We start from the raw sequence: 19,544 nt of genomic DNA, 5'->3' as shown, positions 1-19,544 counted from the left end.
CTGATTATGACTCCCGCCCCTAGCCGACGAGTTCCCCCCCTCGCTCTCTGGCGATCGTATGGACTCGGCCTGCTGCTGTTGGCGCTTGCCTGCCTGATGGCCATGAAGCCGGCCCAGGCGCAGTTGCGCGTCGACATTTCCGGCACCGGTGCCACCCAATACCCCGTGGCGATCGCCGACTTCGCGGTGGACGACGCCCATGGCCGCGCCCTGGCAGAGGTGATCCGCGCCGACCTGACCCGCACCGGCCAGTTCCGCCTGATCAGCGCCGCCGGCTCCGGCCTGAATGTCGATTCCCCCATCGCCCACGACGACTGGCGTGCCAAGGGGGCCGACTTCATCGCCTATGGCAGCATCGTGCGCGGCAATGACGGCCGCTACGACGTCCGCTACCGCCTGGCCGACACGGTCAAGAAGAACCAGCTCGATGGCGTGGCGTTCTCGGGCACCGAACAGGAACTGCGCCGCGTCGCCCACCAGATCGCCGACCGCATCTACGAAAAGATCACCGGCGTGCGCGGCGTGTTCTCGACCCGCATCGCCTACGTGCTCAAGCAAGGCGCCACCTACGAACTGCAGGTGGCTGACGCCGACGGCCAGAATCCCCAGGTGGCCCTGCGCTCGCGCGAGCCGATCATCTCGCCGGCCTGGTCACCCGATGGTTCCAAGCTGGCCTACGTGAGCTTCGAATCCGGCAAGCCCGTGGTGTATGTGCATACGCTGGCCACCAGCGCCCGCGTGCCGGTCGCCAACTTCAAGGGCAACAACAGCGCACCCGGCTGGTCGCCCGATGGCACGCAGCTCGCCGTGGCCCTGACGCGTGATGGGCTGTCGCAAATTTACATCGTCAGCGCGGCCGGCGGCTCGAATATGAAGCGCGTTACGCGTTCTCCCGGGATTGACACCGAGCCGAGCTTTACGCCGGACGGCCGTTCCATTATCTTTACCAGTGACCGCAGCGGCGGGCCGCAAATTTATCAAACCGGCCTGGACGGTGGCGATGCTCGCCGCCTCACGTTTAATGGTGGTTACAACATCTCACCCCGAATTTCCCCAGATGGATCGACGCTGCTGTACGTTGCCAGACGAGACGGCGCGTTCCGTATCGCATCGTTGAACCTGTCCTCAGGCACGGAGACCTTGCTGACCGATGGTCGTGACGATCAGTCGCCAAGCTTCGCGCCGAATGGCATGCAAGTCCTCTACGCCGCCATCCAAAACGGACGTAGCGTGCTTGCAGGTGTTTCGAGCGATGGTCGCGTACGGCAGACGCTTTCGGTACTGAACGGGGAAATACGTGAACCGACTTGGGGCCCATTTACCCGATAACACGTGTGACTCTCTTTGCAAAGGAACTATCATGAAGTCGCGCATTGCCAAAAGCCTAACCATCGCCGCGCTGGCTGCCACCCTGGCAGCTTGCAGCTCCGTCCCTCTCGACGATAAAGCGGGTCAGGGCGGAGGCGCTGGCCAAGGATCCTCGGCTACTGGCCAGATCCTTGATCCCTTCAACCCTCAAAGCATCCTGGCGCAACAGCGCTCGGTATACTTTGACTTCGACAGCTACACGGTCTCCGACCAGTACCGTGGCCTGGTGGAGACCCACGCCCGCTACCTGGCTTCGCACCAGCAGCAAAAAATCAAGATCGAAGGCAACACCGACGAACGCGGCGGCGCCGAATACAACCTGGCCCTGGGCCAGCGCCGTGCCGACGCCGTGCGTCGCATGATGACCCTGCTGGGCGTCAGCGACAACCAGATCGAGACCATCAGCTTCGGCAAGGAAAAGCCGAAGGCGACTGGCTCGTCGGAAGCCGACTTTGCGGAAAACCGCCGCGCCGATATCGTCTATCAGCGTTAAGCTTTCCGTATAGTTAAGTGCCCCACCACGCGTCGGGACGGTCAGCCGGCCGTTCCGACGTTTGTTTTTTGATCCCTGGGAATTTTCATGCGCGATACCGTTCTGTCCCTGCGTCCCTTGCTGGCGGCCACCGGCCTGGTGCTGGCTGCCCTGGCGGCGCCTGCCCACGCTTTCTCCGATGATGAGGCCCGCAAGGCCATCCTGGATTTGCGCCAGCAGGTGCAGCAACAGAACGAGCAGAACCAACGCGCCAAGCTGCAACTGGCCGACCAGATCCAGGCCCTGCAGCAGGAAATCGCCCAGTTGCGCGACCAGCTCGAACTGGTATCGCGCCAGCAGCCCAGCGGCAACCGGCCGGGAGGCGCCCCGGGCGGCGCCAACCCGCCGGGCGCCACCGCGGGCGATCCGCAGGAACAAGCCGCCTACGATGGCGCCATCGACCTGTTCCGCAAGGGCCAGTACAAGGACGCCTCCGAATCGCTGGCCGCGTTCACCGCGCTCTACCCGGCCAGCCAGCTTGCGCCCAGCGCCCAGTTCTACCTGGGCAGCAGCCGCTATGCGCTGAAGGACTTCAAGGGCGCGATCGAGCAGTTGACCGCCATGGTGCAGAAAGCCCCCGACAACGCCCGCGCGCCGGACGCCCTGCTGGTCATCGCCGGCAGCCAGATCGAGCTGAACAACCGCGCCGGCGCCAAGACCACGCTGCAACGCATCGTGCGCGACTATCCGACCACGCCGGCCGCCACCACGGCCAAGAGCCGCCTGCAACTGCTGCAGTAATGGCGCAAGCCGCCACCGCGGTTGCCGCCTACCGGCACATTCTGCGCCGCCGCGCGGGGCTCATCGCCCTGCTGCTGGCGGCGATTTGCATTGGGCTGCTGCTGGACTTCACCGTGGGGCCGTCCGCGCTGAGTGCCGCCGAGTTGTGGCAGGCCCTGAGCGCGCCAGCCTCGTCCGACCCGACGCTACGCGTCATCGTCTGGGATATCCGGCTGCCCTACGCGCTGATGGCCGCGCTGGTGGGCATGGCGCTGGGCCTGGCTGGCGCCGAAATGCAGACCATTCTGAACAACCCCCTGGCCAGCCCGTTCACGCTGGGCGTGTCGTCGGCGGCCGCCTTCGGCGCATCGCTGGCGATCGTGCTGCACCTGGGCGTGCCCGGGATTTCCGAGGGCTGGCTGATCGCCGGCAACGCCTTCCTGTTCGCCATGCTGGCGGCGCTGTTGCTGGACGGCGTCGCGCGCCGGGGGGGCCTGAATACCCCGGGCGTGGTGTTGTTCGGCATCGCCATGGTGTTCACCTTCAACGCGCTGGTGTCGCTGGTGCAGTTCACCGCCAGCGCCGAGGCCCTGCAGAACCTGGTGTTCTGGACCATGGGCAGCCTGGCGCGCTCCAGCTGGACCACCGTGGCCATCCTGGGGCTGGCGTTCGCGCTGGCGCTGCCGCTGGCCATGCGTCAGTCCTGGAAATTGACCGCGCTGCGGTTGGGCGAGGAACGCGCCGCCAGTTTCGGCGTGGACGTGCGCCGCGTGCGCGTGGCGGCGCTGGCCCGCGTCAGCCTGCTGTCGGCGCTGGCCGTGGCGTTCGTCGGCACCATTGGCTTCATCGGCCTGATCGCGCCGCACATCGCCCGCCGCCTGGTGGGCGAGGATCACCGCTTCTTCCTGCCGGGGAGCGCGCTGGTGGGCGGCGTCATCCTGTCGCTCGCTTCGGTGGCGTCCAAGAATCTGGTGCCGGGCGTGATCGTGCCGGTGGGCATCGTCACCTCGCTGATCGGCATTCCATTCTTCGTGGCGGTGGTGCTGCGCCGGAGCCTGCCATGACGGGCGCCGCGCCGGCGCTGGCGGTCGGCGGCATCACTGCCGGCTATGGCGGCACGCAGGTGCTGCACGACCTGTCGCTGCCCCGGTTGGGCGCCGGCGAGGTCACGGCCCTGCTGGGTCCCAATGGCAGCGGCAAATCGACGCTGCTAAAGGCGCTGGCAGGGCTGGTGAAAGTGCGCGCCGGCCATGCGCGACTGGGCGACCTGGACCTGGCGCGGCTGGATTTCGCGGCCCGCGCGCGCCACCTGGCCTATCTGCCGCAAAGCCTGCCGGCCGCCGTGCACCTGCGGGTGTTCGAGTCAGTGCTGGTGGCGGCCCGCGCCAGCGAAGCCGAGGGTCCGCCGGCGGACCTGCCGGGGATCGACCGGCTGCTGGAACGGCTGGGCATCGGCCACTTGGCGCTGTCTTATCTGGACGCGCTGTCCGGCGGCCAGAAGCAGCTGGTGGGCTTGGCGCAGGCGCTGGTGCGCCGGCCGCGTGTGTTGTTGCTGGACGAACCGCTGTCGGCGCTGGACCTGAATTACCAGTTCCATGTGATGCGGCTGCTGAAGCAGGAAACCGCGCAGCACGGACTGATCACGGTGATCGTGTTGCACGACTTGAACGTGGCATTGCAACACGCCGAGCGGGCCGTGATGATCCATGGCGGCCGGCTGGCCGCCGCCGGCGCGCCGGCCGAGGTCATCACGCCGGCATCGCTGGCCACGGTGTATGGGGTCCAGGGACGGGTCGAGGCCTGCTCGCGCGGGCGCTTGCAGGTGTTGATCGACGGCCTGGACGCGCACCCGCGCTGAACAGGGGCCGCGCGGCGCGGAACGCTGATGTACTAGGCGCGCTGCGCCACATCGGCGACCGGCGCGCCGGTCATGGCGGCCAACTGCTGCGGCGTCAGGTTGAACACCGCGTGCGGGTGCCCCGCCGCCGCCCACAGGCTGTCGTACTGGAACAGGTCCTGGTCGAGCAGCATGACAGGCTTGACCGCGTGGCCGATGGGGCAGACGCCGCCGATGGCATAGCCGGTCATGTCGCGCACGAACTTGGCATCGGCCTTGGCCAGCGCGCCGACCTGGCTGGCGACCTTGGCCTCGTCGACGCGATTGACGCCGCTGGCGATGACCAGCACCGGCGCATCGTCCGAGGCGCGGCGGAAGATGATCGACTTGGCGATCTGCGCCACCTCGCACCCCAGGCCAGCCGCCGCTTCCGCCGAGGTCTTGCCGGTCTGCGGCAGCACCACTACCGGCTTATCGTGGCCCAACTCGGCCAACAGGCGGGCGACGCGCTGGGCGGACTCGGGAAGATCGGCGGGGGTAGCGATGGACATCTGGCGAACTCCGTTCAAGACAAAAAGATCGGGTGACGAGTTTATCAGTCTCGCCAATGCCCCCGCCGTGGGCGCGGGCGTGACGCTGCCGCGGGGGTGAAACGGCTAGAATGCCCGCCTGGATTTCCCGACCCCGACCCGATGCGTTCCGAACCTGTCCTGCCCCTGCAAAGCGCCAATATCGGCGGCTATGCCATGTCCTACACCGAGTACGGCGAAGGCGCGCCGCTGGTGCTGGTGCATGGCTCGCTGTCCGACTGCCGCTACTGGAAATCGCAGATGGCGCCGCTGGGCCGCTCGTTCCGCGTGCTGGCGGTGTGCCTGCGGCGTTACTGGCCAGAAAGCTGGGATGGCGAGGGCGAGGGCTTCTCGGTGGCGCAGCACGGCGCCGACGTGCTCGATTTCATCGACCGGGTGGCGGGCGGGCCGGCCCATCTGGTGGGCCATTCACGCGGCGGCCGCGTGGCGCTGGAAGCGGCGCTGGCGCGCCCCGACGCGCTGCTCAGCCTGACGCTGGCCGATCCGGGACTGCCCCTGCCCGGCGGCGACGATACCCGCGGCGGGTTTCGCCAGCGGGCGCTCGAACTGATCCGCGGCGGCGCCGTGGAAGAAGGCCTGGCGCTGTTCGTGGACACCGTGACCGGGCCGGATACCTGGCAGCGCATGGTGCCCTGGTTCAAGGAAATGGTGCGCGACAACGCCGGCACGCTGTTCGGCCAGGCGCGCGAAACCCCGGCGGCCCTCGCGCCGGAACAGATCGGTTCGCTGACGCTGCCGACGCTGCTGATCGGCGGCGCGCTCAGCCCGTCGCCTTATCCCGCGGTGCTCGACGCGCTGGCGCAATGGCTGCCGCAGGCGCAGCGGGTGAATATCGCCGGTTCGTCGCATGGCATGAACCTGGGCAACCCGCGCGCCTTCAACGGCGCCATCGAATCGTTCCTGCGCGGCTGAGCCGCGCGCGCCGTCAGGGTTCGACCGACGGCGTGTGCTTGAGGCGTTTGAGCACGAAGGTCGAGCGGCTGTGCCGCACGCCAGGCAGCTTGTAGAGCCGCTTGCGCAGGAATTCCTCGTAGCCTTCGGTGCCGGCCACCGCCACCTTGATCAGGTAGTCGTATTCGCCTGTCACCAGGAAGGCCTCAACCACTTGCGGCAGGCGCGTGATCGCCTCGCCGAAGCGCGCCAGGGTGTCGTCATCGTGGTGCTCGAGCGTGACCTCGATCATGACGGTGTCGGGCAGACCCAGCGCCTTCTGGTTCAACAGGGCCGCGTAGCCCTCGATCACCCCCGCGTCTTCCAGCGCCTTGACCCGGTTCCAGCAGGGCGTGGGCGACAGGCCGACCTGCTCGGCCAGTTTCAGGTTCGTGAGGCGGCCGTCGGCGCGCAAGGCGCGCAGGATCCTGCGGTCGGTTTCGTCGATTTTGGGTGGGCTGGACACGGCGGAGGCTCTTTAGAAGAGAATATCCCTGAAAAACCTGATTCTAGAGGATATATATTCCTTCATTACCGCCAGAATGGCGAGAATCAGGAAACCTATTTTCCCGATCCCGCCGTAGACTTTCCTGCAAGACGGGCATTACCCCGCCCGTCGGATCCCGCGCCCGCGCCGTGGCACAACCCGGCCTTGGCGCCGGTGTCGTCCACCGCAGTATGCCGCGCGCCGATCCGCGCGGCGGGAAATCATGTCTCACGCAGCAGCAGTACCCGCAAGAACCGGCCTGGGCTGGTCCGGCGCCGCCATGCTCCTGGCCGCGCCGGCGCTATTCGCCTCCAACATGGTGGCTGCCCGCTGGGCCCACGACGCCGCCCTGCCCCCCGTATTCCTGGCCTTCGGCCGCTGGCTGATCGCCTTCCTGATCCTGTTGCCGCTGGCCGGACCGGCCCTGCTGCGGCATCGCCAGGCATTGTGGCATGGCCTGCCCACGCTACTGCCGCTGGCGGTGTTGGGCATGGGCGTGGCGGTGGCGCCGCAATACATCGGCGCCCAGAGCACCAGCGCCACCAACATCGCCCTGATCTTCTCGTGCAGCCCGATCCTGGTGGCGCTGCTGGAAGCGGTGATCTGGCGCAAGCCGCTCTCGCCGCTGCGCGCCACCGGCCTGGCGCTGGCGCTGGGCGGCGTGCTGGTGGTGTTGACGCGCGGCGACGCCTGGGCGCTGGCGCGGCTGGCGTTCGGCCAGGGCGACCTGTGGGTGCTACTGGCCGCCACCGGCTGGGCGTTCTATACCGTGCTGCAAAAGCGCCTGACGCTGCCGGCGGTGCCGGACGGCGCGCGGCTGGCCGCGATGATGCTGGGCGGCGCGATCGCGCTGGCGCCATTCGCCGGCATCGAGGCCGCCGCTGGCGCCGTTGCGCCCTGGAGCGATCCACGGCTGGCGGCGGTGCTGCTGTTCCTGGCGGTGGTGCCCAGCCTGGGCGCGTACTACGTCTACGGCCGGCTGATCAGCCGCGCCGGTCCGGCCACGGCGGGCCTGTCGATGTTCCTGGTGCCGGTGTATGCGGCGCTGGTGGCCTGGCCGCTGCTGGGCGAGACGCCGCAACTGTTTCATGCCTACGGCTTCGTGATGATCCTGCTGGGCGTGAAGCTGGCATCCTCGCGCATGCGGGCCACAACGGCCGGCGCCGCGGCGCCGGCCTGAAAACAAGCCGCCGGATCGGCGGCCCCTGCCATCGCATGACGGCAATCAGCGGCCCGCGCCCTGGGCCGCCATCACTTCCTGCGCCACCTGGCGCGGCGCTTCGGCGTAGTGCTTGAACTCCATCGTGTAGGTAGCGCGGCCCTGCGTCAGCGAACGCAGCGAGGTGGAGTAGCCGAACATCTCGGCCAGCGGCACCTCGGCGCGCACCACTTTACCGCCGCCGCCAGCGATGTCTTCCATGCCCTGCACCATGCCACGGCGCGACGACAGATCGCCCATGACGTTGCCGGTGAAGTCCTCGGGCGTTTCCACCTCGACCTGCATCATCGGTTCGAGCAGCACCGGATCGGCACGCCGCATGCCTTCCTTGAACGCCATCGAGCCGGCCATCTTGAAGGCGTTTTCGTTCGAGTCGACGTCGTGGTACGACCCGAAGAACAGCGTCACCTTCACGTCGACCACCGGATAGCCCGCCAGCACGCCGGCGTTGAGCGCTTCGCGGATGCCCTTGTCCACCGCCGGGATGAACTCGCGCGGCACCACGCCGCCCTTGATGGCGTCGACGAACTCATAGCCCTTGCCCGGTTCCTGCGGTTCGAGCTTGAGCACTACGTGGCCGTACTGGCCACGACCGCCCGACTGCTTGACGAACTTGCCTTCGACTTCGTCACAGGTCTTGCGGATGGTCTCGCGGTAGGCCACCTGCGGCTTGCCCACCGTGGCCTCGACGCCGAACTCGCGCTTCATGCGGTCGACCAGGATTTCCAGGTGCAGCTCGCCCATGCCGGAGATGATGGTCTGGCCGGATTCCTCGTCGGTACGCACGCGGAACGACGGGTCTTCCTGCGCCAGCCGGCCCAGGGCGATGCCCATCTTTTCCTGGTCAGCCTTGGTCTTGGGCTCGACCGCCTGCGAAATGACGGGCTCGGGGAACACCATGCGTTCCAGCACGATGACGTGCGACGGGTCGGTCAGCGTGTCGCCGGTGGTGACGTCCTTGACGCCCACCGCGGCGGCGATGTCGCCGGCGTAGACCTCGGTGATCTCGCGCCGCTCGTTGGCGTGCATCTGCAGGATGCGGCCCAGGCGTTCCTTCTTTTCCTTGACCGGGTTGTAGACCGAGTCGCCGGACTTGACCACGCCGGAATAGACCCGGAAGAACACCAACTGGCCCACGAACGGGTCGGTCATGATCTTGAAGGCCAGCGCCGAGAACGGTTCCTTGTCGGTGGGATGGCGCTCGATTTCGTGGTCGCGTTCGTCGTGGCCCTTGATGGCGGGCACGTCGACCGGCGACGGCAGGTAGTCGATGACCGCGTCCAGCATGGCCTGCACGCCCTTGTTCTTGAAGGCGCTGCCGCACAGCATCGGCACGATCTCGTTGGCGATCGTGCGCAGGCGCAGGCCCTGTTTGATTTCGGCCTCGGTCAGCGCTTCGCCGCCCAGGTATTTTTCGAGCAGCGCCTCGTTGGCCTCGGCGGCCTTCTCGACCATCTTGTCGTGCCATTCCTGCGCCTGCGCCTGCAGCGCCGGCGGGATGTCGCGGTATTCGAAGCGCACGCCCTGGCTGGCGTCGTCCCAGATGATGGCCTTCATCTTGACCAGGTCGATCACGCCCTCGAAGCCGTCTTCGGCGCCCACGGGCAGTTGCACCGGCACGGCATCGCCCTTGAGGCGCTCGCTGATCTGGCGCTGCACGCGCAGGAAGTCGGCGCCGACGCGATCCATCTTGTTGACGAAGGCCAGCCGCGGCACGCGGTACTTATTGGCCTGGCGCCAGACAGTCTCGGATTGCGGCTGCACGCCGCCGACCGCGTCATAGACCATGACGGCGCCGTCCAGCACGCGCATGGAGCGCTCGACCTCGATGGTGAAGTCGACGTGGCCCGGCGTGTCGATGATATTGATGCGGTGTTCCGGGTAATTGCCGGCCATGCCTTTCCAGAACGCAGTGGTGGCGGCGGAGGTGATGGTGATGCCGCGCTCCTGTTCCTGCTCCATCCAATCCATCACGGCGGCGCCGTTGTGAACTTCGCCGATCTTGTGGGTGATGCCGGTATAGAAGAGGATGCGCTCGGTGGTCGTCGTCTTGCCCGCGTCGATGTGGGCGCTGATGCCGATATTCCGGTATAGCTCGATAGGCGTCTTGCGAGTCATGGCCTCGTTCCTTGCAGTAATCACCAGGAGTGGGCGGCAGGTCCGACCGGATACTGCCGCGGCGGGCGCCATGCCGCGTTGAGAGGTGTGCTCGGGGATTGCGAAACCGCGCCCGCACTATCCATGAATATTACGCGCCGCAAGCCGCATTACAAGCTTTAGCCACATGCGCCATAGGGGTGCGGGCGGACATGAAAAAGCCCCTCGGCGAGGAGGGGCTTGGCATGGCATCGGCGCCGGCGGGCCTGACATTGCCCTGATAACGGCGGCGGCCCGCGGAATTACTTCTTTTCTTCCTTGACGCGGTACACCAGCACCGCGGTGCTGGCCAGCGACAGCACCTTGGCGGTGACGCTGCCCAGCAGCAGGCGCGACAGGCCGCTGCGGCCGTGGCTGCCGATGAAGATCAGGTCGCAACCGGCGTCGGCGGCGGCCTGCACGATGCCGTCGGCCACGTTGAAGTTGGACACGGCGCGCGCCTCGGACTTCACGCCGGCGGTGTCGGCGCGGTCGGTGATCTGCTTGAGGTACTTGTCGGCCTGTTCGGCCGAGGCCTTTTCGTAGTCTTCGTCGGTGATGGCGTAGGCGGCGGCCATGCCGTCGAAGCCGATGGTGGCGGCGAAGGGCTGCGTCACGTAGAGGGCGACGACATCGGCGCCGACGGAGCGCGCGAAGGAAATGCCGGCGTTGGCGGCTTGGGCCGACAGCGGCGAGCCGTCGGTGGGAATCAGGATCTTCTTGAACATCTTGCCTGCTCCTGTTTGAGAGGAAGTTCCATGCTACCGGAAACCCGCCAGGTTCACATCAAGCGAACCCGGGGGCCTTGATGCGCATCAACCCAGTTGCTGGGCGGCGGCGAACAGATTGGTGCAGCGGGTGCCGGTGCGGCAGTACGCCAGCACCGGGCCCGGCAGGGTCCGCAGCAGCTCGGCGAAGCGAACCACGTCGGCGGCCGTCATGGCGCTGCCGACCACCGGTTGGTATTCGATTTTCAGGCCGGCGGCGGCGGCGGCCTTGGATACGTCGGCGGCGGTCGGCTGGTCGGGGCCGCCTTCGAAGTCGGGCCGGTTGATGATGACGCTCTTGTAACCGGCGGCGGCCACATCGGCCATATCTTCAGGCCCCAGTTGCGGGGCGACGGCGAAATTCTCGGTAAGGGGTTTGATCGGTGCGGACATGGCGATTCCTGGATGAAGAGAACTGCATATTATTGTAGGAGCGGCTTCAGGCGAAGAGCTTTTCCAGCACATTCCACACGCCGCGATCGTCGGCCATGGATACCGAGAAACGCAGCATGGTCGATGGCTCCTGCGACGGCGAAAACAAGGTGCCGGGCGCCAGCAACATGCCGCGATCGGCCGCGGCCCGGGCCAGCACTTCGCTGTCGCGGCCGCAATCGGCCCACACGAACATGCCGGCCTGCGGCTCATGCTCGATCGTCAGGCCCAGCTTGAGCAGCCCTTTCAGGCAGCGCTGGCGGGCCTCGTCCACCCGCTGGCGTACGCGCTCGATATGGCGACGATACTGGCCCTCCATCAGCACCCGGTGCACCACGCGTTCGCCCAGTTCGGGCGAGGTCAGGCCTGCCAGCATTTTCAGGTCGGCGAGTTTCTGCAGGATGTCGGGGTTGGCGGCCAGGTAGCCCACGCGCAGGCTGGCCGCCAGCATCTTGGAGTAGCCACTGACCAGGATGACGCGATTGAGCCGGTCCAGCACCGCCAGTTTCATGGCGCCGCCGGGATGCAACTCGCCATAGGTGTCGTCTTCGACCACCAGGAAGTCATGGCGTTCGGCGATGCGCAGGATGTCGTAGGCGGCGCCAGCCGACAAGGTGTGGCCGGTGGGGTTGTGCACCGCGCTGTTGATGATGAACAGCTTGGGCTTGTGCTGCGCCGCCAGCTGCTCGAGCAGCGCGATATCGGGGCCATCGGGACCCCGCGGCACACCGATCAGGCGCGCGCCAAAGGCCGCCAGGCGGCCAAAGATGACGAACCAGGCCGGATCCTCGACCAGCACGGTATCGCCCGGCTGCACCAGCAGGCGGGCGATCAAGTCGAGCCCGTGGGTGACGCCATTGGTGGTGAGCAGGTTGTGTTCGGGATGGGCGGGCACGCCATCGCTCTGCAGCGAGGCAGCGATCTGCTGGCGCAGCGGCAGAAACCCCTGCGGGTGGCCATAGGACACCAGGTGGCCGCGCACCGAACGGCCGACCGCGCGCACCGCGCCCGCCACCATTTCCGGATCGAGCCAGTCGGCCGGCAACAGCCCGGCGCCTCCCGGCATGCCGGGGCCGCCTCCCTCGCGGAACATGCTGCGCAACAGCCAGGCGATATCGACGCGGGCCGGCGGGACGAAGGTCTGGGAGGCGGGCGTCCCGGCGCTGGCGACCGGCGCCAGCGGACCGCTGCGGGCCCGCACGAAGAATCCGGCGCCACGCCGCGACTGCACCAGACCGCGCGCCACCAGCCGGTCGTAGGCCTCCACCACGGTGAAACGGCTGACACCGGATTGCTCCGCCATCTTCCGGATGGACGGCAGGCGAGTGCCGGGGCGCAGGCCCTGTTCGTCGATGCGACGGGCCAGCCCGTCGGCCAATTGCGCCACCAGCGTGGCGTCGGCCTGGCGCACCGGCTGCCAGGGCATGGAAGGGGAAGCAACTGTCATGGGGATTTCACCAGGCCAGTGGTTAAAGTGACATGCAAAAGTGTACCGGTACTGTACCGATGACTATGCGTAGAGTGACAGCAATGGCGCCGACCTGCAAGCCCTGCGGGCCGCCCCCGATTTCCGGATGCCCACGATGCCCCGTTCCGCGCTGTACCCATCGCCCCAGGCCGCGCCAGCCGGCGCCTCCGTCCCGCCCTGGGAAGGCTATGGCTATGGCCTGCTGGGCGTGTTGGTATTCTCGTTGACCCTGCCCATGACCCGGGTCGCGGTGGCCGAACTGCCGCCGCTGCTGGTGGGCCTGGGGCGGGCCTTGCTGGCGGCCGTGCCGGCGCTGGTCTTATTGTGGCTGACGCGCAGCCGGCGGCCCGACCGCCGCGAGTGGCCGGGCGTCATCCTGGCCGCGCTCGGCATCGTGGTCGGCTGGCCGCTGGCCTCGACCCTGGCGATGCAGACGGTGGCGTCGTCGCATGGCGCGGTGTTCAATGGCTTGCTGCCGCTGTCCACGGCCGTCTTCGCGGCCTGGCGCAGTGGCGAGCGGCCCTCGCCGGCGTTCTGGGGCTGGGCCCTGGTCGGCGCCGCGCTGGTGTGCGCATTTGCACTGCGCGAGGGCCACGGAACCTTGGCGATGGGCGATTTCTGGCTGTTGCTGGCCGTGCTGCTGGGCGGTATGGGTTATGCGGAAGGCGCGCGCGCCTCGCGCACGCTGGGCGGCTGGCGCACCATCTGCTGGGCGCTGGCGATCAGCGCGCCAGTGCTCGCCGTGCCGGTCGGCTGGATGGCCTCGAACCAGGCGGGCTGGCCCGCCGCCGGCGTCCTCTGGGCCTGCGCCTACTTGGCGTTCGGCTCGATGTTCCTGGGCTTTTTCGCCTGGTATCGCGGTCTGGCCGCCGGCGGTATCGCGCGCGTCGGGCAGATCCAATTGCTGCAGCCGTTCCTGACGGTCGTGGCTGCAGCCCTGTTTTTCGGTGAATCGGTAGACCTGACCACGTTTCTGTTCGCCGTTGCCGTCATCGTGGTCATCGCCGGCGGCCGCCGCGCGATCGTTGGAGTCAAGAAATGATGCAGTTCCCCAATCTGGCCGATGTGCCGCTCGCCTCCCTGTCGTTGCTGGGCCCCCTGGCGCTGTTCGCCCTGGTCAGCTCGATCACGCCCGGGCCGAACAATGTCATGCTGGCCGCCTCCGGCCTGAATTTCGGCTTGCGCCGCAGCGTACCGCACCTGCTGGGCGTGAACCTGGGCTTCACCCTGATGATTTTCCTGGTGGGCATCGGACTCGGTTCGGCGTTCCAGCAGATACCGGTGCTCTACACCGTGCTGAAGTACGCGGGCGCTGCCTACCTGCTGTACCTGGCCTGGAAGATCGCCAACTCGGGCGGCATGCAAGAAGGCGAGGCGCGGGGCAAGCCCATGACCTTCCTGCAGGCGGCGGCGTTCCAGTGGGTCAACCCCAAGGCCTGGGTCATGGCGGTGGGCATCATCGCCACCTACACGCCGCAGACGGGTTTTTTCGCCAACCTGGTCATCGCCACCGTGGTTTGCGGCATCGTCAATCTGCCGAGCATCGGCATCTGGGTCACCTTCGGCACGGCGCTGCGGCGGGTGCTGCACAAGCCCAAGACGATCCGCGCCTTCAACGTCACCATGGCGTTGCTGCTGGTCGCCTCGCTGTATCCCGTGGCGCAGGAAGCGTTGCATTAGGCAAGCCGGCCCACGCGCGGCCGCCGGCCTGAACGGCGCGCGCCGCCCCCCCTCAGGCCAGCAGCGCTACCACTACGGCGGGCGTGACGAGCACGTTGAACAGGCCCGCCATCACCATCACCAGCCCCGCCACCGCGCCCTCTTCGACCGCCAGTTCGCGCGCCTTGGCCGTGCCGGCGCCATGCGCGCCCATGCCGAACAAGGCACCGCGCGCCAGAGCCGAGCGCAGCGGCAGCCAGCGGCGCATGAACTGGCCGATGGCGGCGCCGAATACGCCCGTGACGATGACGAACACGGCCGTCAGGTCGGGCACGCCACCGACGTGCGACGACACCGCGACCGCAAACGGCGTGGCCACCGAGCGCGGCAACAGACTCAAGCGCAGATCGGGCGGCAGGTCCAGCAGGCCGCCCAGCAGCCAGGCGCTGGCGCCGGCAATGGCGCTGCCGACCGCCACGCCCGCCACCAGCACCGGCCAATAGCGCCGGATCAGCGCGCGCTGCTCGTACAGCGGCAGGGCAAAGGCGACGATGACCGGGCCCAACATCATCATCAGCCAATGCGAGCCGGACATGTAGTCGCGATAGCCGGTATGCAACAGCAAGGCCAGCAACAGCAGCAGGGCCGGCGCGACCACCAGGGTCGACGTCCACCAATAGGCATAACGGCGATAGAACAGGCGCGCGCACACATAGGCCAGCACCGTGGCCAGCGGCCAGAACAGCAGATTGAAGTCAGCCCGCATGGCGGTTCATCCAGCGGTAGCACAGGTCGATCGTCAGCGCGGTGCCGATCATGACCAGGGCCGTGCCCAGCAGGATCACGGCCAGCAGCTTGACCCCCAGCACGCCCAGGAATTCGCGGTGATCCAGCAGCGACATCACCGCCGGCACGAAGAACAGCAGCATCTCGCCCAGCAGCCAGCTGGCGCCGCGGCGCATATTGCGCAGCCGCAACCGGCCCGATGCCAGCAATGCCAGCACCAGCGCCATGCCAATGACGCCGCCCGGGATCGGCAGGCCGGCGGCATGGGCCAGCGCCTGGCCAAGCAGCGAAAACAGGATGAGAACAGCAATTTGCAGCGCGCGGCTGCGGCGCAGCAGGCTGCGCAGGATGGTGCGATAGCGACGGCGAGACATGGGAATTTCCAGCGAACCCCACCGTTTTACGCCGGACCAGCCCATAGATAAAATGAATTTGTTGAATCTACCTATTCGAAACAGGCATAACTATGGAGCTGCGTCCCCTGCGCGCGCTGGTGGAAGTCGTCCGCCATGGCGGCTTTTCCCAGGCAGCGAAAGTCGTTTTCGCCACCCAGCCCACTGTCAGCAAGGCCGTGCGCCAACTGGAAGACGAGATCGGCATGCCGCTGCTCGACCGCCAGGCCCAGCCGCCGCAGCTGACCGAGGCGGGTGAAATCGTCTACCGGCGCGCGCTGAAAATGCTGGCCGAGCGCGACGACCTGTATGCCGAGCTGGACGAGTTGCGCGGCCTCAGGCGGGGCGTGCTGCGGTTGGGCTTGCCGCCCCTGGGCAGCAGCACCCTGTTCGCGCCCATGTTCGCGCGCTTTCGCGGCCGCTACCCCCATATCGAGATCAGCCTGCTGGAACATGGCGGCCATCGGCTGGAAGAAATGGTCATGGCCGGCGATATCGAACTGGCCGCGTCGCTGCGGCCGGACTCGGACAACTTCGACTGGCAGCCGGTGGCGCGTGAACCGCTGCTGGCCCTGCTGCCCGCCGACCATGCCCACGCCCGCGCCGCCAGCGTCGGCCTGGAACAATTGCGCGCCTCGCCCTTCATCCTGTTCGAGACCGGCTTTGCCCTGAACCGCATCATCCAGGACGCCTGCCAACGAGCCGGCTTCGCCCCGGCCATCGCCGCCCGCAGCGGCCAGATCGACTTCATCGTGGCGCTGGTCAGCGCCGGCCTGGGCGTGGCCTTCCTGCCCCGCGTCAAGGCCGAGGAAGAACGCCACGCCGGCGTGGCGCTGGTGCCGCTGCGCGATGCCCGCACCGACTGGGAGATGGGCCTGGTCTGGCGCCGTGGCGGCTACCTGTCGCCCGCGGCGCAGGCCTGGCTGGCATTGGCGCGCGAGATGCATCCGGACACCGCTTGAAGCGATCGGCCAACAGTTGGCGTTGTATGCTGGCGGCGCAACCACGCCCGTCGGCGTGGGTCCGATCCCTCATGCCTGCCCTGCCCCGCCCCACCGTCCGCCGTCTGTTCGGCGCCGCCGTCCTCGCCGCCGCCAGCGTGGTCGGCTGCTCGCAACTGGATTCCTGGCAACGCCAGAGGATTTTCTCGCCGCAATCCGAGCCGCAGACCTGGTGGCGCGAGCCGGCCAAAGGCACGCGGGTCTACGATCTGGCATTGGCCAATGGCGAGCAGGTCCGGGCCTGGTACTGGCAAAGCCCCAAGGCCGGCGCGCCCACGGTGCTGTATCTGCACGGCGCGCGCTGGAACCTCAATGGCAGCGCTTTCCGGATCGATGGCTGGACCCGCAAGGGGTATTCCGTGCTGGCGATCGACTACCGCGGCTTTGGCGCATCGACGCCGCGCCTGCCCTCGGAGGCCAGCGCCCTGGAGGACGCCACGGCCGGACTGAAGGAGCTGGCGCAGTTGCAGCCCGACCCGTCGCGCCGCTTCATCTATGGCCACAGCCTGGGCGGCGCCATCGCCATCAAACTGGCGGCGCGCCCGGAACAGCCGGATTTCGCCGGGCTGATCGTCGAGTCCAGCTTCACCAGCATCAGCGACATGCTGGCGACCATGAAGTGGGGTCGCGTACCGGGCGCCAGCCTGCTGGTCACGCAACCGTTCGACTCGGTGCAGACGCTGGCGCAACTGCATACACCAATGCTGTTCCTGCACGGCACGGCCGACCGCGTGGTGCCGCATACCATGAGCGATGCGCTGTATGCCGCCGCGCGCGGCGTGCCGCCTGAACTCAAGCGGCTGGTCAAGATCGAGGGCGCTTCCCATTCGGGCGCGTTCCGCAGCGGCCAACAATACGATGACGCCGTGCAGGCGTTCATGCGCGACGCCAGCCGTGCCTATCCGCGCAAGACCGGCTGAGCGTCGGCGCGACGCGCCAGCCACGCCATGACACGCGGCCGGGCGCGGTCGTAACCCAGGTTGTAGAAAAAGGCGTACGGCAGGTAGAACAGCACCAGCGCGATATCCAGCACGAAGGCCTGCCACAGGCTGATGTCGAGCCACCAGGCGGCCAGCGGAATCACGATGAGGATCAGCCCCAGTTCGAAGCCGAAGGCATGGATCACGCGCACCCGCAGGTTGCGGGTGATGCCCAGGCGATTTTCGAGGCGATCGAAGGCGGCGTTGTAGATCATGTTCCAGACCAGCGCGATCCAGGCGATCACCGCGGTCAGCACGCCCATTTCGAACAGCGATTTGCCCATGGCCCAGGCCGCGACCGGCGCGCACAGGCCGATGGCGAGGATTTCGAACAGAAAAGCGTGGAAAAAGCGCTCTTTGATGGTTTTCTTGGCTTGCGTCATGACCCACCTCTAAGGTCGGTTGCTTCGGGAACACGGCGATTTTCGACGATATTTCCGGTACGATAAAGATAGAATCCATCGGAAATTCCGATACCAACCGCAGGCAGCCCATGATGCGCCATTCCCTGGAATCCCTGGCCACCTTTGCCCAGGTGGCCGCCGAAGGCACGTTTTCGGCCGCGGCCCGCAAGCTGGGCAAGAGCCAGTCCACCGTCAGCGAGACCATCGCCAACCTCGAGGTCGACCTGAACGTGACCTTGTTCGACCGCAGCCAGCGCCAGCCCACCCTGACCGAGGCCGGCCAGGTGCTGCTGCACCAGGCCTTACAGGTATTGGCGGCCAATGACCGCCTGAACCGCAGCGCCAGCCAACTCTCGGCCGGCCTGGAACCGCGCCTGACCGTCGTGCTGTCGGACACATTTCAGTCGGAGACCTTCGAGACCATGCTCGGCCAGATCGACCAGCGCTATCCGACGCTGCGCTTCGAGTGCCTGATCGCGGAATACGAGGATGTGGTGGCGCTGGTGCAGCAAGGCCGCGCCCACCTGGGGCTGATGGCGGCGCAGGACAGCTATCCTCCCGACATGGCCCGCGCGACACTGCGCGAGGCGTCGGAAATCGTGTTGTGCGTGGGCCGTGGCCATCCGCTGGCGGCATTGCCGGCGGTGACCGAGGACCATCTGACGCGCGCACGCGAACTGCGCCTGAGCACCTACGAACTGGATGACCGGGAGAACGCCCCATCGCATTCGACCTGGTCGGCGCCGGGCTACCTGATGCTGCTGGAAATGGCCACCCTGGGGTTCGGCTGGACCGAGCTGCCACGCTGGATGCTGCAACGCTTCGGTGGCGGCCAACTGGTGGAACTGACGGTGCCGGGCTGGCCGCGCCAGATCCGGGTGGACGCGGTCTGGTCGACCCGCCGGCCGTTGGGACCGGCCGGCGCCTGGCTGCTGCAGAACCTGACCCAGGCCTAGCGAGGTCCGCCGAGGAGCGCGCCGCCGCGCGCGGCGCATCGGCCGCTGGTGGGCGCCGCGCGCGCGTCCAGCGGCAGGCGCGTGATACGCACGCCGTTGGCCGCCAGCCAATCGCCCAGCTTGGGGCAGGCCAGCACCTCGTATTCGGCGCGGCGCTGGCGCGCCATGGCGCTGTCGCCGTGACTATCCTTGGCCGGATGGCACATCAGCAGATCGCAATCGCGGGCATTGAACAGCCAGTTCTGCAACAGATCGGCATAGCGCCGCTTGCCACCCTCGAAGTCATAGACGCCCAGCAGGCGGCGATTGGTGCGCAGGCCTTCGCGACGGGCGCTGCGGGCCAGCGCGGCCGCGCCCAGCGCCCCGATGACGCGGGCCTTGATCGATTCCTTCAACGGAATGCCGCAAAGCATGCCGGGCGCGGTATGGCGCAACCAGGGCATGCGGCCCCCGTAGCGTTGCTTGAGCAAGGCCAACAGGCGCTCACGGATCACCGGCAACTGATGCACATGCTGGTGGCCATCGACATAATCGGGCGCGCGGCCGAAAGCGGCTTCGAAAGCGTCGAACTGGCGCGCCAGGTGCCGGTCGATCCAGTCCACCGGCAGGCGCCGGGCATAGGCGCGCAGGATCAGGCGCGGCAGCGAAGGCAGGTCGGCATCGGCGCCGCCGCCAAGGGGTTCGGTGAAGTTCACATGCAGGCCGAGGTCGGCGTCCTGCGCCGCCAGCCGAGGGGCATTGGCCAGAAAGGTCGGGCCCAGCGACAGGCAACTGACCGCGCTCAAACGGCCCATCGCGGCGAGCGTGATCATGCCTTCATCAATGTCGCCATTCATGCCAAAATCATCACCGCAAACCACTATGCGTTTGGTCAAATCCT

General features: G+C 67.4%; 22 protein-coding genes. 12 read left to right on the top strand and 10 right to left on the bottom strand.

Annotated features, from left to right (window positions below; all coding sequences use genetic code 11):
* Positions 1-6: 6 nt before the first annotated feature.
* The 5 genes from tolB to HV701_RS18705 all read left to right on the top strand — a co-directional run bounded on the left by tolB (position 7) and on the right by HV701_RS18705 (position 4,478).
* Complete coding sequence (tolB, locus tag HV701_RS18725; protein ID WP_175134518.1) at positions 7-1,329, top strand: Tol-Pal system beta propeller repeat protein TolB; 1,323 nt, start codon at positions 7-9, stop codon at positions 1,327-1,329.
* Positions 1,330-1,360: 31 nt separating this feature from the next.
* Complete coding sequence (gene pal / locus HV701_RS18720; protein WP_175134517.1) at positions 1,361-1,861, top strand: peptidoglycan-associated lipoprotein Pal; 501 nt, start codon at positions 1,361-1,363, stop codon at positions 1,859-1,861.
* A gap of 87 nt (positions 1,862-1,948) precedes the next feature.
* Positions 1,949-2,641 carry a tol-pal system protein YbgF gene (ybgF, locus tag HV701_RS18715; RefSeq protein ID WP_175134516.1) on the top strand — a complete coding sequence of 231 codons (693 nt, stop codon included), beginning with the start codon at positions 1,949-1,951 and terminating at the stop codon, positions 2,639-2,641.
* Positions 2,641-3,684: a FecCD family ABC transporter permease gene (locus tag HV701_RS18710; protein ID WP_175134515.1), complete on the top strand. Its 1,044-nt coding sequence runs from the start codon at positions 2,641-2,643 to the stop codon at positions 3,682-3,684. The genes ybgF and HV701_RS18710 overlap by 1 nt, the downstream gene beginning before the upstream one ends.
* The gene (locus tag HV701_RS18705; RefSeq protein WP_175134514.1) at positions 3,681-4,478 is read left to right on the top strand and encodes an ABC transporter ATP-binding protein; all 798 of its coding nucleotides are present in this window, start codon (positions 3,681-3,683) and stop codon (positions 4,476-4,478) included. Before HV701_RS18710 ends, HV701_RS18705 begins: the two co-directional genes overlap by 4 nt.
* A 32-nt stretch (positions 4,479-4,510) precedes the next feature.
* Here HV701_RS18705 and HV701_RS18700 read toward each other — a convergent pair whose 3' ends face one another.
* The gene (locus HV701_RS18700; protein ID WP_175134513.1) at positions 4,511-5,008 is read right to left on the bottom strand and encodes a YbaK/EbsC family protein; all 498 of its coding nucleotides are present in this window, start codon (positions 5,006-5,008) and stop codon (positions 4,511-4,513) included.
* Positions 5,009-5,149: 141 nt separating this feature from the next.
* On the opposite strand from HV701_RS18700, the gene HV701_RS18695 reads away from it, so the two are divergent.
* Positions 5,150-5,959 (top strand): alpha/beta fold hydrolase, encoded by an 810-nt coding sequence (locus HV701_RS18695; RefSeq protein ID WP_175134512.1) that lies wholly within the window; start codon positions 5,150-5,152, stop codon positions 5,957-5,959.
* Between the two features lie 13 nt (positions 5,960-5,972).
* Here the strand turns inward: HV701_RS18695 and HV701_RS18690 are convergent, their stop codons facing one another.
* Entirely contained in the window at positions 5,973-6,443 is a 471-nt protein-coding gene (locus HV701_RS18690) for an Lrp/AsnC family transcriptional regulator (RefSeq protein WP_175134511.1), read from the bottom strand.
* A 244-nt stretch (positions 6,444-6,687) separates the two neighbouring features.
* Between HV701_RS18690 and HV701_RS18685 the strand changes: the two genes are divergently transcribed.
* Complete coding sequence (locus HV701_RS18685; RefSeq protein WP_254595210.1) at positions 6,688-7,644, top strand: DMT family transporter; 957 nt, start codon at positions 6,688-6,690, stop codon at positions 7,642-7,644.
* A 45-nt stretch (positions 7,645-7,689) separates the two neighbouring features.
* On the opposite strand, the gene fusA is transcribed toward HV701_RS18685, so the two are convergent.
* From fusA to HV701_RS18665, 4 genes are all read right to left on the bottom strand, one after another.
* Complete coding sequence (fusA, locus tag HV701_RS18680; RefSeq protein WP_175134510.1) at positions 7,690-9,801, bottom strand: elongation factor G; 2,112 nt, start codon at positions 9,799-9,801, stop codon at positions 7,690-7,692.
* A gap of 281 nt (positions 9,802-10,082) precedes the next feature.
* Positions 10,083-10,547 carry a universal stress protein gene (locus HV701_RS18675; RefSeq protein WP_006388728.1) on the bottom strand — a complete coding sequence of 155 codons (465 nt, stop codon included), beginning with the start codon at positions 10,545-10,547 and terminating at the stop codon, positions 10,083-10,085.
* 87 nt (positions 10,548-10,634) lie between these two features.
* Positions 10,635-10,979, bottom strand: coding sequence for a protein tyrosine phosphatase family protein (locus HV701_RS18670; protein ID WP_175134509.1), 345 nt, complete (start codon positions 10,977-10,979; stop codon positions 10,635-10,637).
* 46 nt (positions 10,980-11,025) lie between these two features.
* Complete coding sequence (locus HV701_RS18665) at positions 11,026-12,465, bottom strand: aminotransferase-like domain-containing protein (protein ID WP_236755112.1); 1,440 nt, start codon at positions 12,463-12,465, stop codon at positions 11,026-11,028.
* 136 nt (positions 12,466-12,601) lie between these two features.
* Here HV701_RS18665 and HV701_RS18660 point away from each other — a divergent pair, with 136 nt between their 5' ends.
* On the top strand, positions 12,602-13,528 hold the full coding sequence (locus HV701_RS18660) for a DMT family transporter (RefSeq protein ID WP_175134508.1): 927 nt from the start codon (positions 12,602-12,604) through the stop codon (positions 13,526-13,528).
* Positions 13,525-14,166 (top strand): LysE family translocator, encoded by a 642-nt coding sequence (locus tag HV701_RS18655; protein ID WP_175134507.1) that lies wholly within the window; start codon positions 13,525-13,527, stop codon positions 14,164-14,166. The genes HV701_RS18660 and HV701_RS18655 overlap by 4 nt, the downstream gene beginning before the upstream one ends.
* 52 nt (positions 14,167-14,218) lie before the next feature.
* Here HV701_RS18655 and HV701_RS18650 read toward each other — a convergent pair whose 3' ends face one another.
* Positions 14,219-14,911: an LrgB family protein gene (locus HV701_RS18650; protein WP_175134506.1), complete on the bottom strand. Its 693-nt coding sequence runs from the start codon at positions 14,909-14,911 to the stop codon at positions 14,219-14,221.
* Entirely contained in the window at positions 14,901-15,305 is a 405-nt protein-coding gene (locus tag HV701_RS18645; RefSeq protein ID WP_175134505.1) for a CidA/LrgA family protein, read from the bottom strand. The genes HV701_RS18650 and HV701_RS18645 overlap by 11 nt, the downstream gene beginning before the upstream one ends.
* 92 nt (positions 15,306-15,397) lie before the next feature.
* Here HV701_RS18645 and HV701_RS18640 point away from each other — a divergent pair, with 92 nt between their 5' ends.
* Together HV701_RS18640 and HV701_RS18635 are read left to right on the top strand one after the other, a co-directional pair.
* On the top strand, positions 15,398-16,285 hold the full coding sequence (locus HV701_RS18640; RefSeq protein ID WP_175134504.1) for a LysR family transcriptional regulator: 888 nt from the start codon (positions 15,398-15,400) through the stop codon (positions 16,283-16,285).
* 71 nt (positions 16,286-16,356) lie between these two features.
* Positions 16,357-17,244: an alpha/beta hydrolase gene (locus HV701_RS18635; RefSeq protein WP_175134503.1), complete on the top strand. Its 888-nt coding sequence runs from the start codon at positions 16,357-16,359 to the stop codon at positions 17,242-17,244.
* On the opposite strand, the gene HV701_RS18630 is transcribed toward HV701_RS18635, so the two are convergent.
* Positions 17,223-17,687 (bottom strand): multidrug/biocide efflux PACE transporter, encoded by a 465-nt coding sequence (locus tag HV701_RS18630; RefSeq protein WP_175134502.1) that lies wholly within the window; start codon positions 17,685-17,687, stop codon positions 17,223-17,225. The genes HV701_RS18635 and HV701_RS18630 overlap by 22 nt on opposite strands.
* Positions 17,688-17,800: 113 nt before the next feature.
* On the opposite strand from HV701_RS18630, the gene HV701_RS18625 reads away from it, so the two are divergent.
* Positions 17,801-18,664, top strand: coding sequence for a LysR family transcriptional regulator (locus HV701_RS18625; RefSeq protein WP_175134546.1), 864 nt, complete (start codon positions 17,801-17,803; stop codon positions 18,662-18,664).
* On the opposite strand, the gene HV701_RS18620 is transcribed toward HV701_RS18625, so the two are convergent.
* A complete protein-coding gene (locus tag HV701_RS18620; protein ID WP_254595209.1) occupies positions 18,661-19,539 on the bottom strand; it encodes a ChbG/HpnK family deacetylase in 879 nt (292 codons plus the stop codon). The two genes, HV701_RS18625 and HV701_RS18620, sit on opposite strands and share 4 nt — an antisense overlap.
* Positions 19,540-19,544 lie beyond the last annotated feature (5 nt).

Origin of the sequence: Achromobacter pulmonis (assembly GCF_902859765.1) — a bacterium.
Taxonomy (GTDB): Bacteria; Pseudomonadota; Gammaproteobacteria; order Burkholderiales; family Burkholderiaceae_B; genus Achromobacter; species Achromobacter pulmonis.
The sequence above is the reverse complement of the archived record's forward strand: the minus strand, read 5'-3'. Positions and strand labels throughout refer to the sequence as shown.

Coding starts and splice junctions, on each gene's coding strand:
- HV701_RS18705 (WP_175134514.1), top strand. CDS start 3,681: ATGACGGGCGCCGCGCCGGCGCTGGCGGTCGGCGGCATCACTGCCGGC.
- HV701_RS18675 (WP_006388728.1), bottom strand. CDS start 10,547: ATGTTCAAGAAGATCCTGATTCCCACCGACGGCTCGCCGCTGTCGGCC.
- HV701_RS18695 (WP_175134512.1), top strand. CDS start 5,150: ATGCGTTCCGAACCTGTCCTGCCCCTGCAAAGCGCCAATATCGGCGGC.
- HV701_RS18645 (WP_175134505.1), bottom strand. CDS start 15,305: ATGTCTCGCCGTCGCTATCGCACCATCCTGCGCAGCCTGCTGCGCCGC.
- HV701_RS18665 (WP_236755112.1), bottom strand. CDS start 12,465: ATGACAGTTGCTTCCCCTTCCATGCCCTGGCAGCCGGTGCGCCAGGCC.
- HV701_RS18635 (WP_175134503.1), top strand. CDS start 16,357: ATGCCTGCCCTGCCCCGCCCCACCGTCCGCCGTCTGTTCGGCGCCGCC.
- HV701_RS18685 (WP_254595210.1), top strand. CDS start 6,688: ATGTCTCACGCAGCAGCAGTACCCGCAAGAACCGGCCTGGGCTGGTCC.
- HV701_RS18660 (WP_175134508.1), top strand. CDS start 12,602: ATGCCCCGTTCCGCGCTGTACCCATCGCCCCAGGCCGCGCCAGCCGGC.
- tolB (WP_175134518.1), top strand. CDS start 7: ATGACTCCCGCCCCTAGCCGACGAGTTCCCCCCCTCGCTCTCTGGCGA.
- ybgF (WP_175134516.1), top strand. CDS start 1,949: ATGCGCGATACCGTTCTGTCCCTGCGTCCCTTGCTGGCGGCCACCGGC.
- HV701_RS18630 (WP_175134502.1), bottom strand. CDS start 17,687: ATGACGCAAGCCAAGAAAACCATCAAAGAGCGCTTTTTCCACGCTTTT.
- fusA (WP_175134510.1), bottom strand. CDS start 9,801: ATGACTCGCAAGACGCCTATCGAGCTATACCGGAATATCGGCATCAGC.
- HV701_RS18700 (WP_175134513.1), bottom strand. CDS start 5,008: ATGTCCATCGCTACCCCCGCCGATCTTCCCGAGTCCGCCCAGCGCGTC.
- HV701_RS18710 (WP_175134515.1), top strand. CDS start 2,641: ATGGCGCAAGCCGCCACCGCGGTTGCCGCCTACCGGCACATTCTGCGC.
- HV701_RS18655 (WP_175134507.1), top strand. CDS start 13,525: ATGATGCAGTTCCCCAATCTGGCCGATGTGCCGCTCGCCTCCCTGTCG.
- pal (WP_175134517.1), top strand. CDS start 1,361: ATGAAGTCGCGCATTGCCAAAAGCCTAACCATCGCCGCGCTGGCTGCC.
- HV701_RS18625 (WP_175134546.1), top strand. CDS start 17,801: ATGCGCCATTCCCTGGAATCCCTGGCCACCTTTGCCCAGGTGGCCGCC.
- HV701_RS18650 (WP_175134506.1), bottom strand. CDS start 14,911: ATGCGGGCTGACTTCAATCTGCTGTTCTGGCCGCTGGCCACGGTGCTG.
- HV701_RS18640 (WP_175134504.1), top strand. CDS start 15,398: ATGGAGCTGCGTCCCCTGCGCGCGCTGGTGGAAGTCGTCCGCCATGGC.
- HV701_RS18670 (WP_175134509.1), bottom strand. CDS start 10,979: ATGTCCGCACCGATCAAACCCCTTACCGAGAATTTCGCCGTCGCCCCG.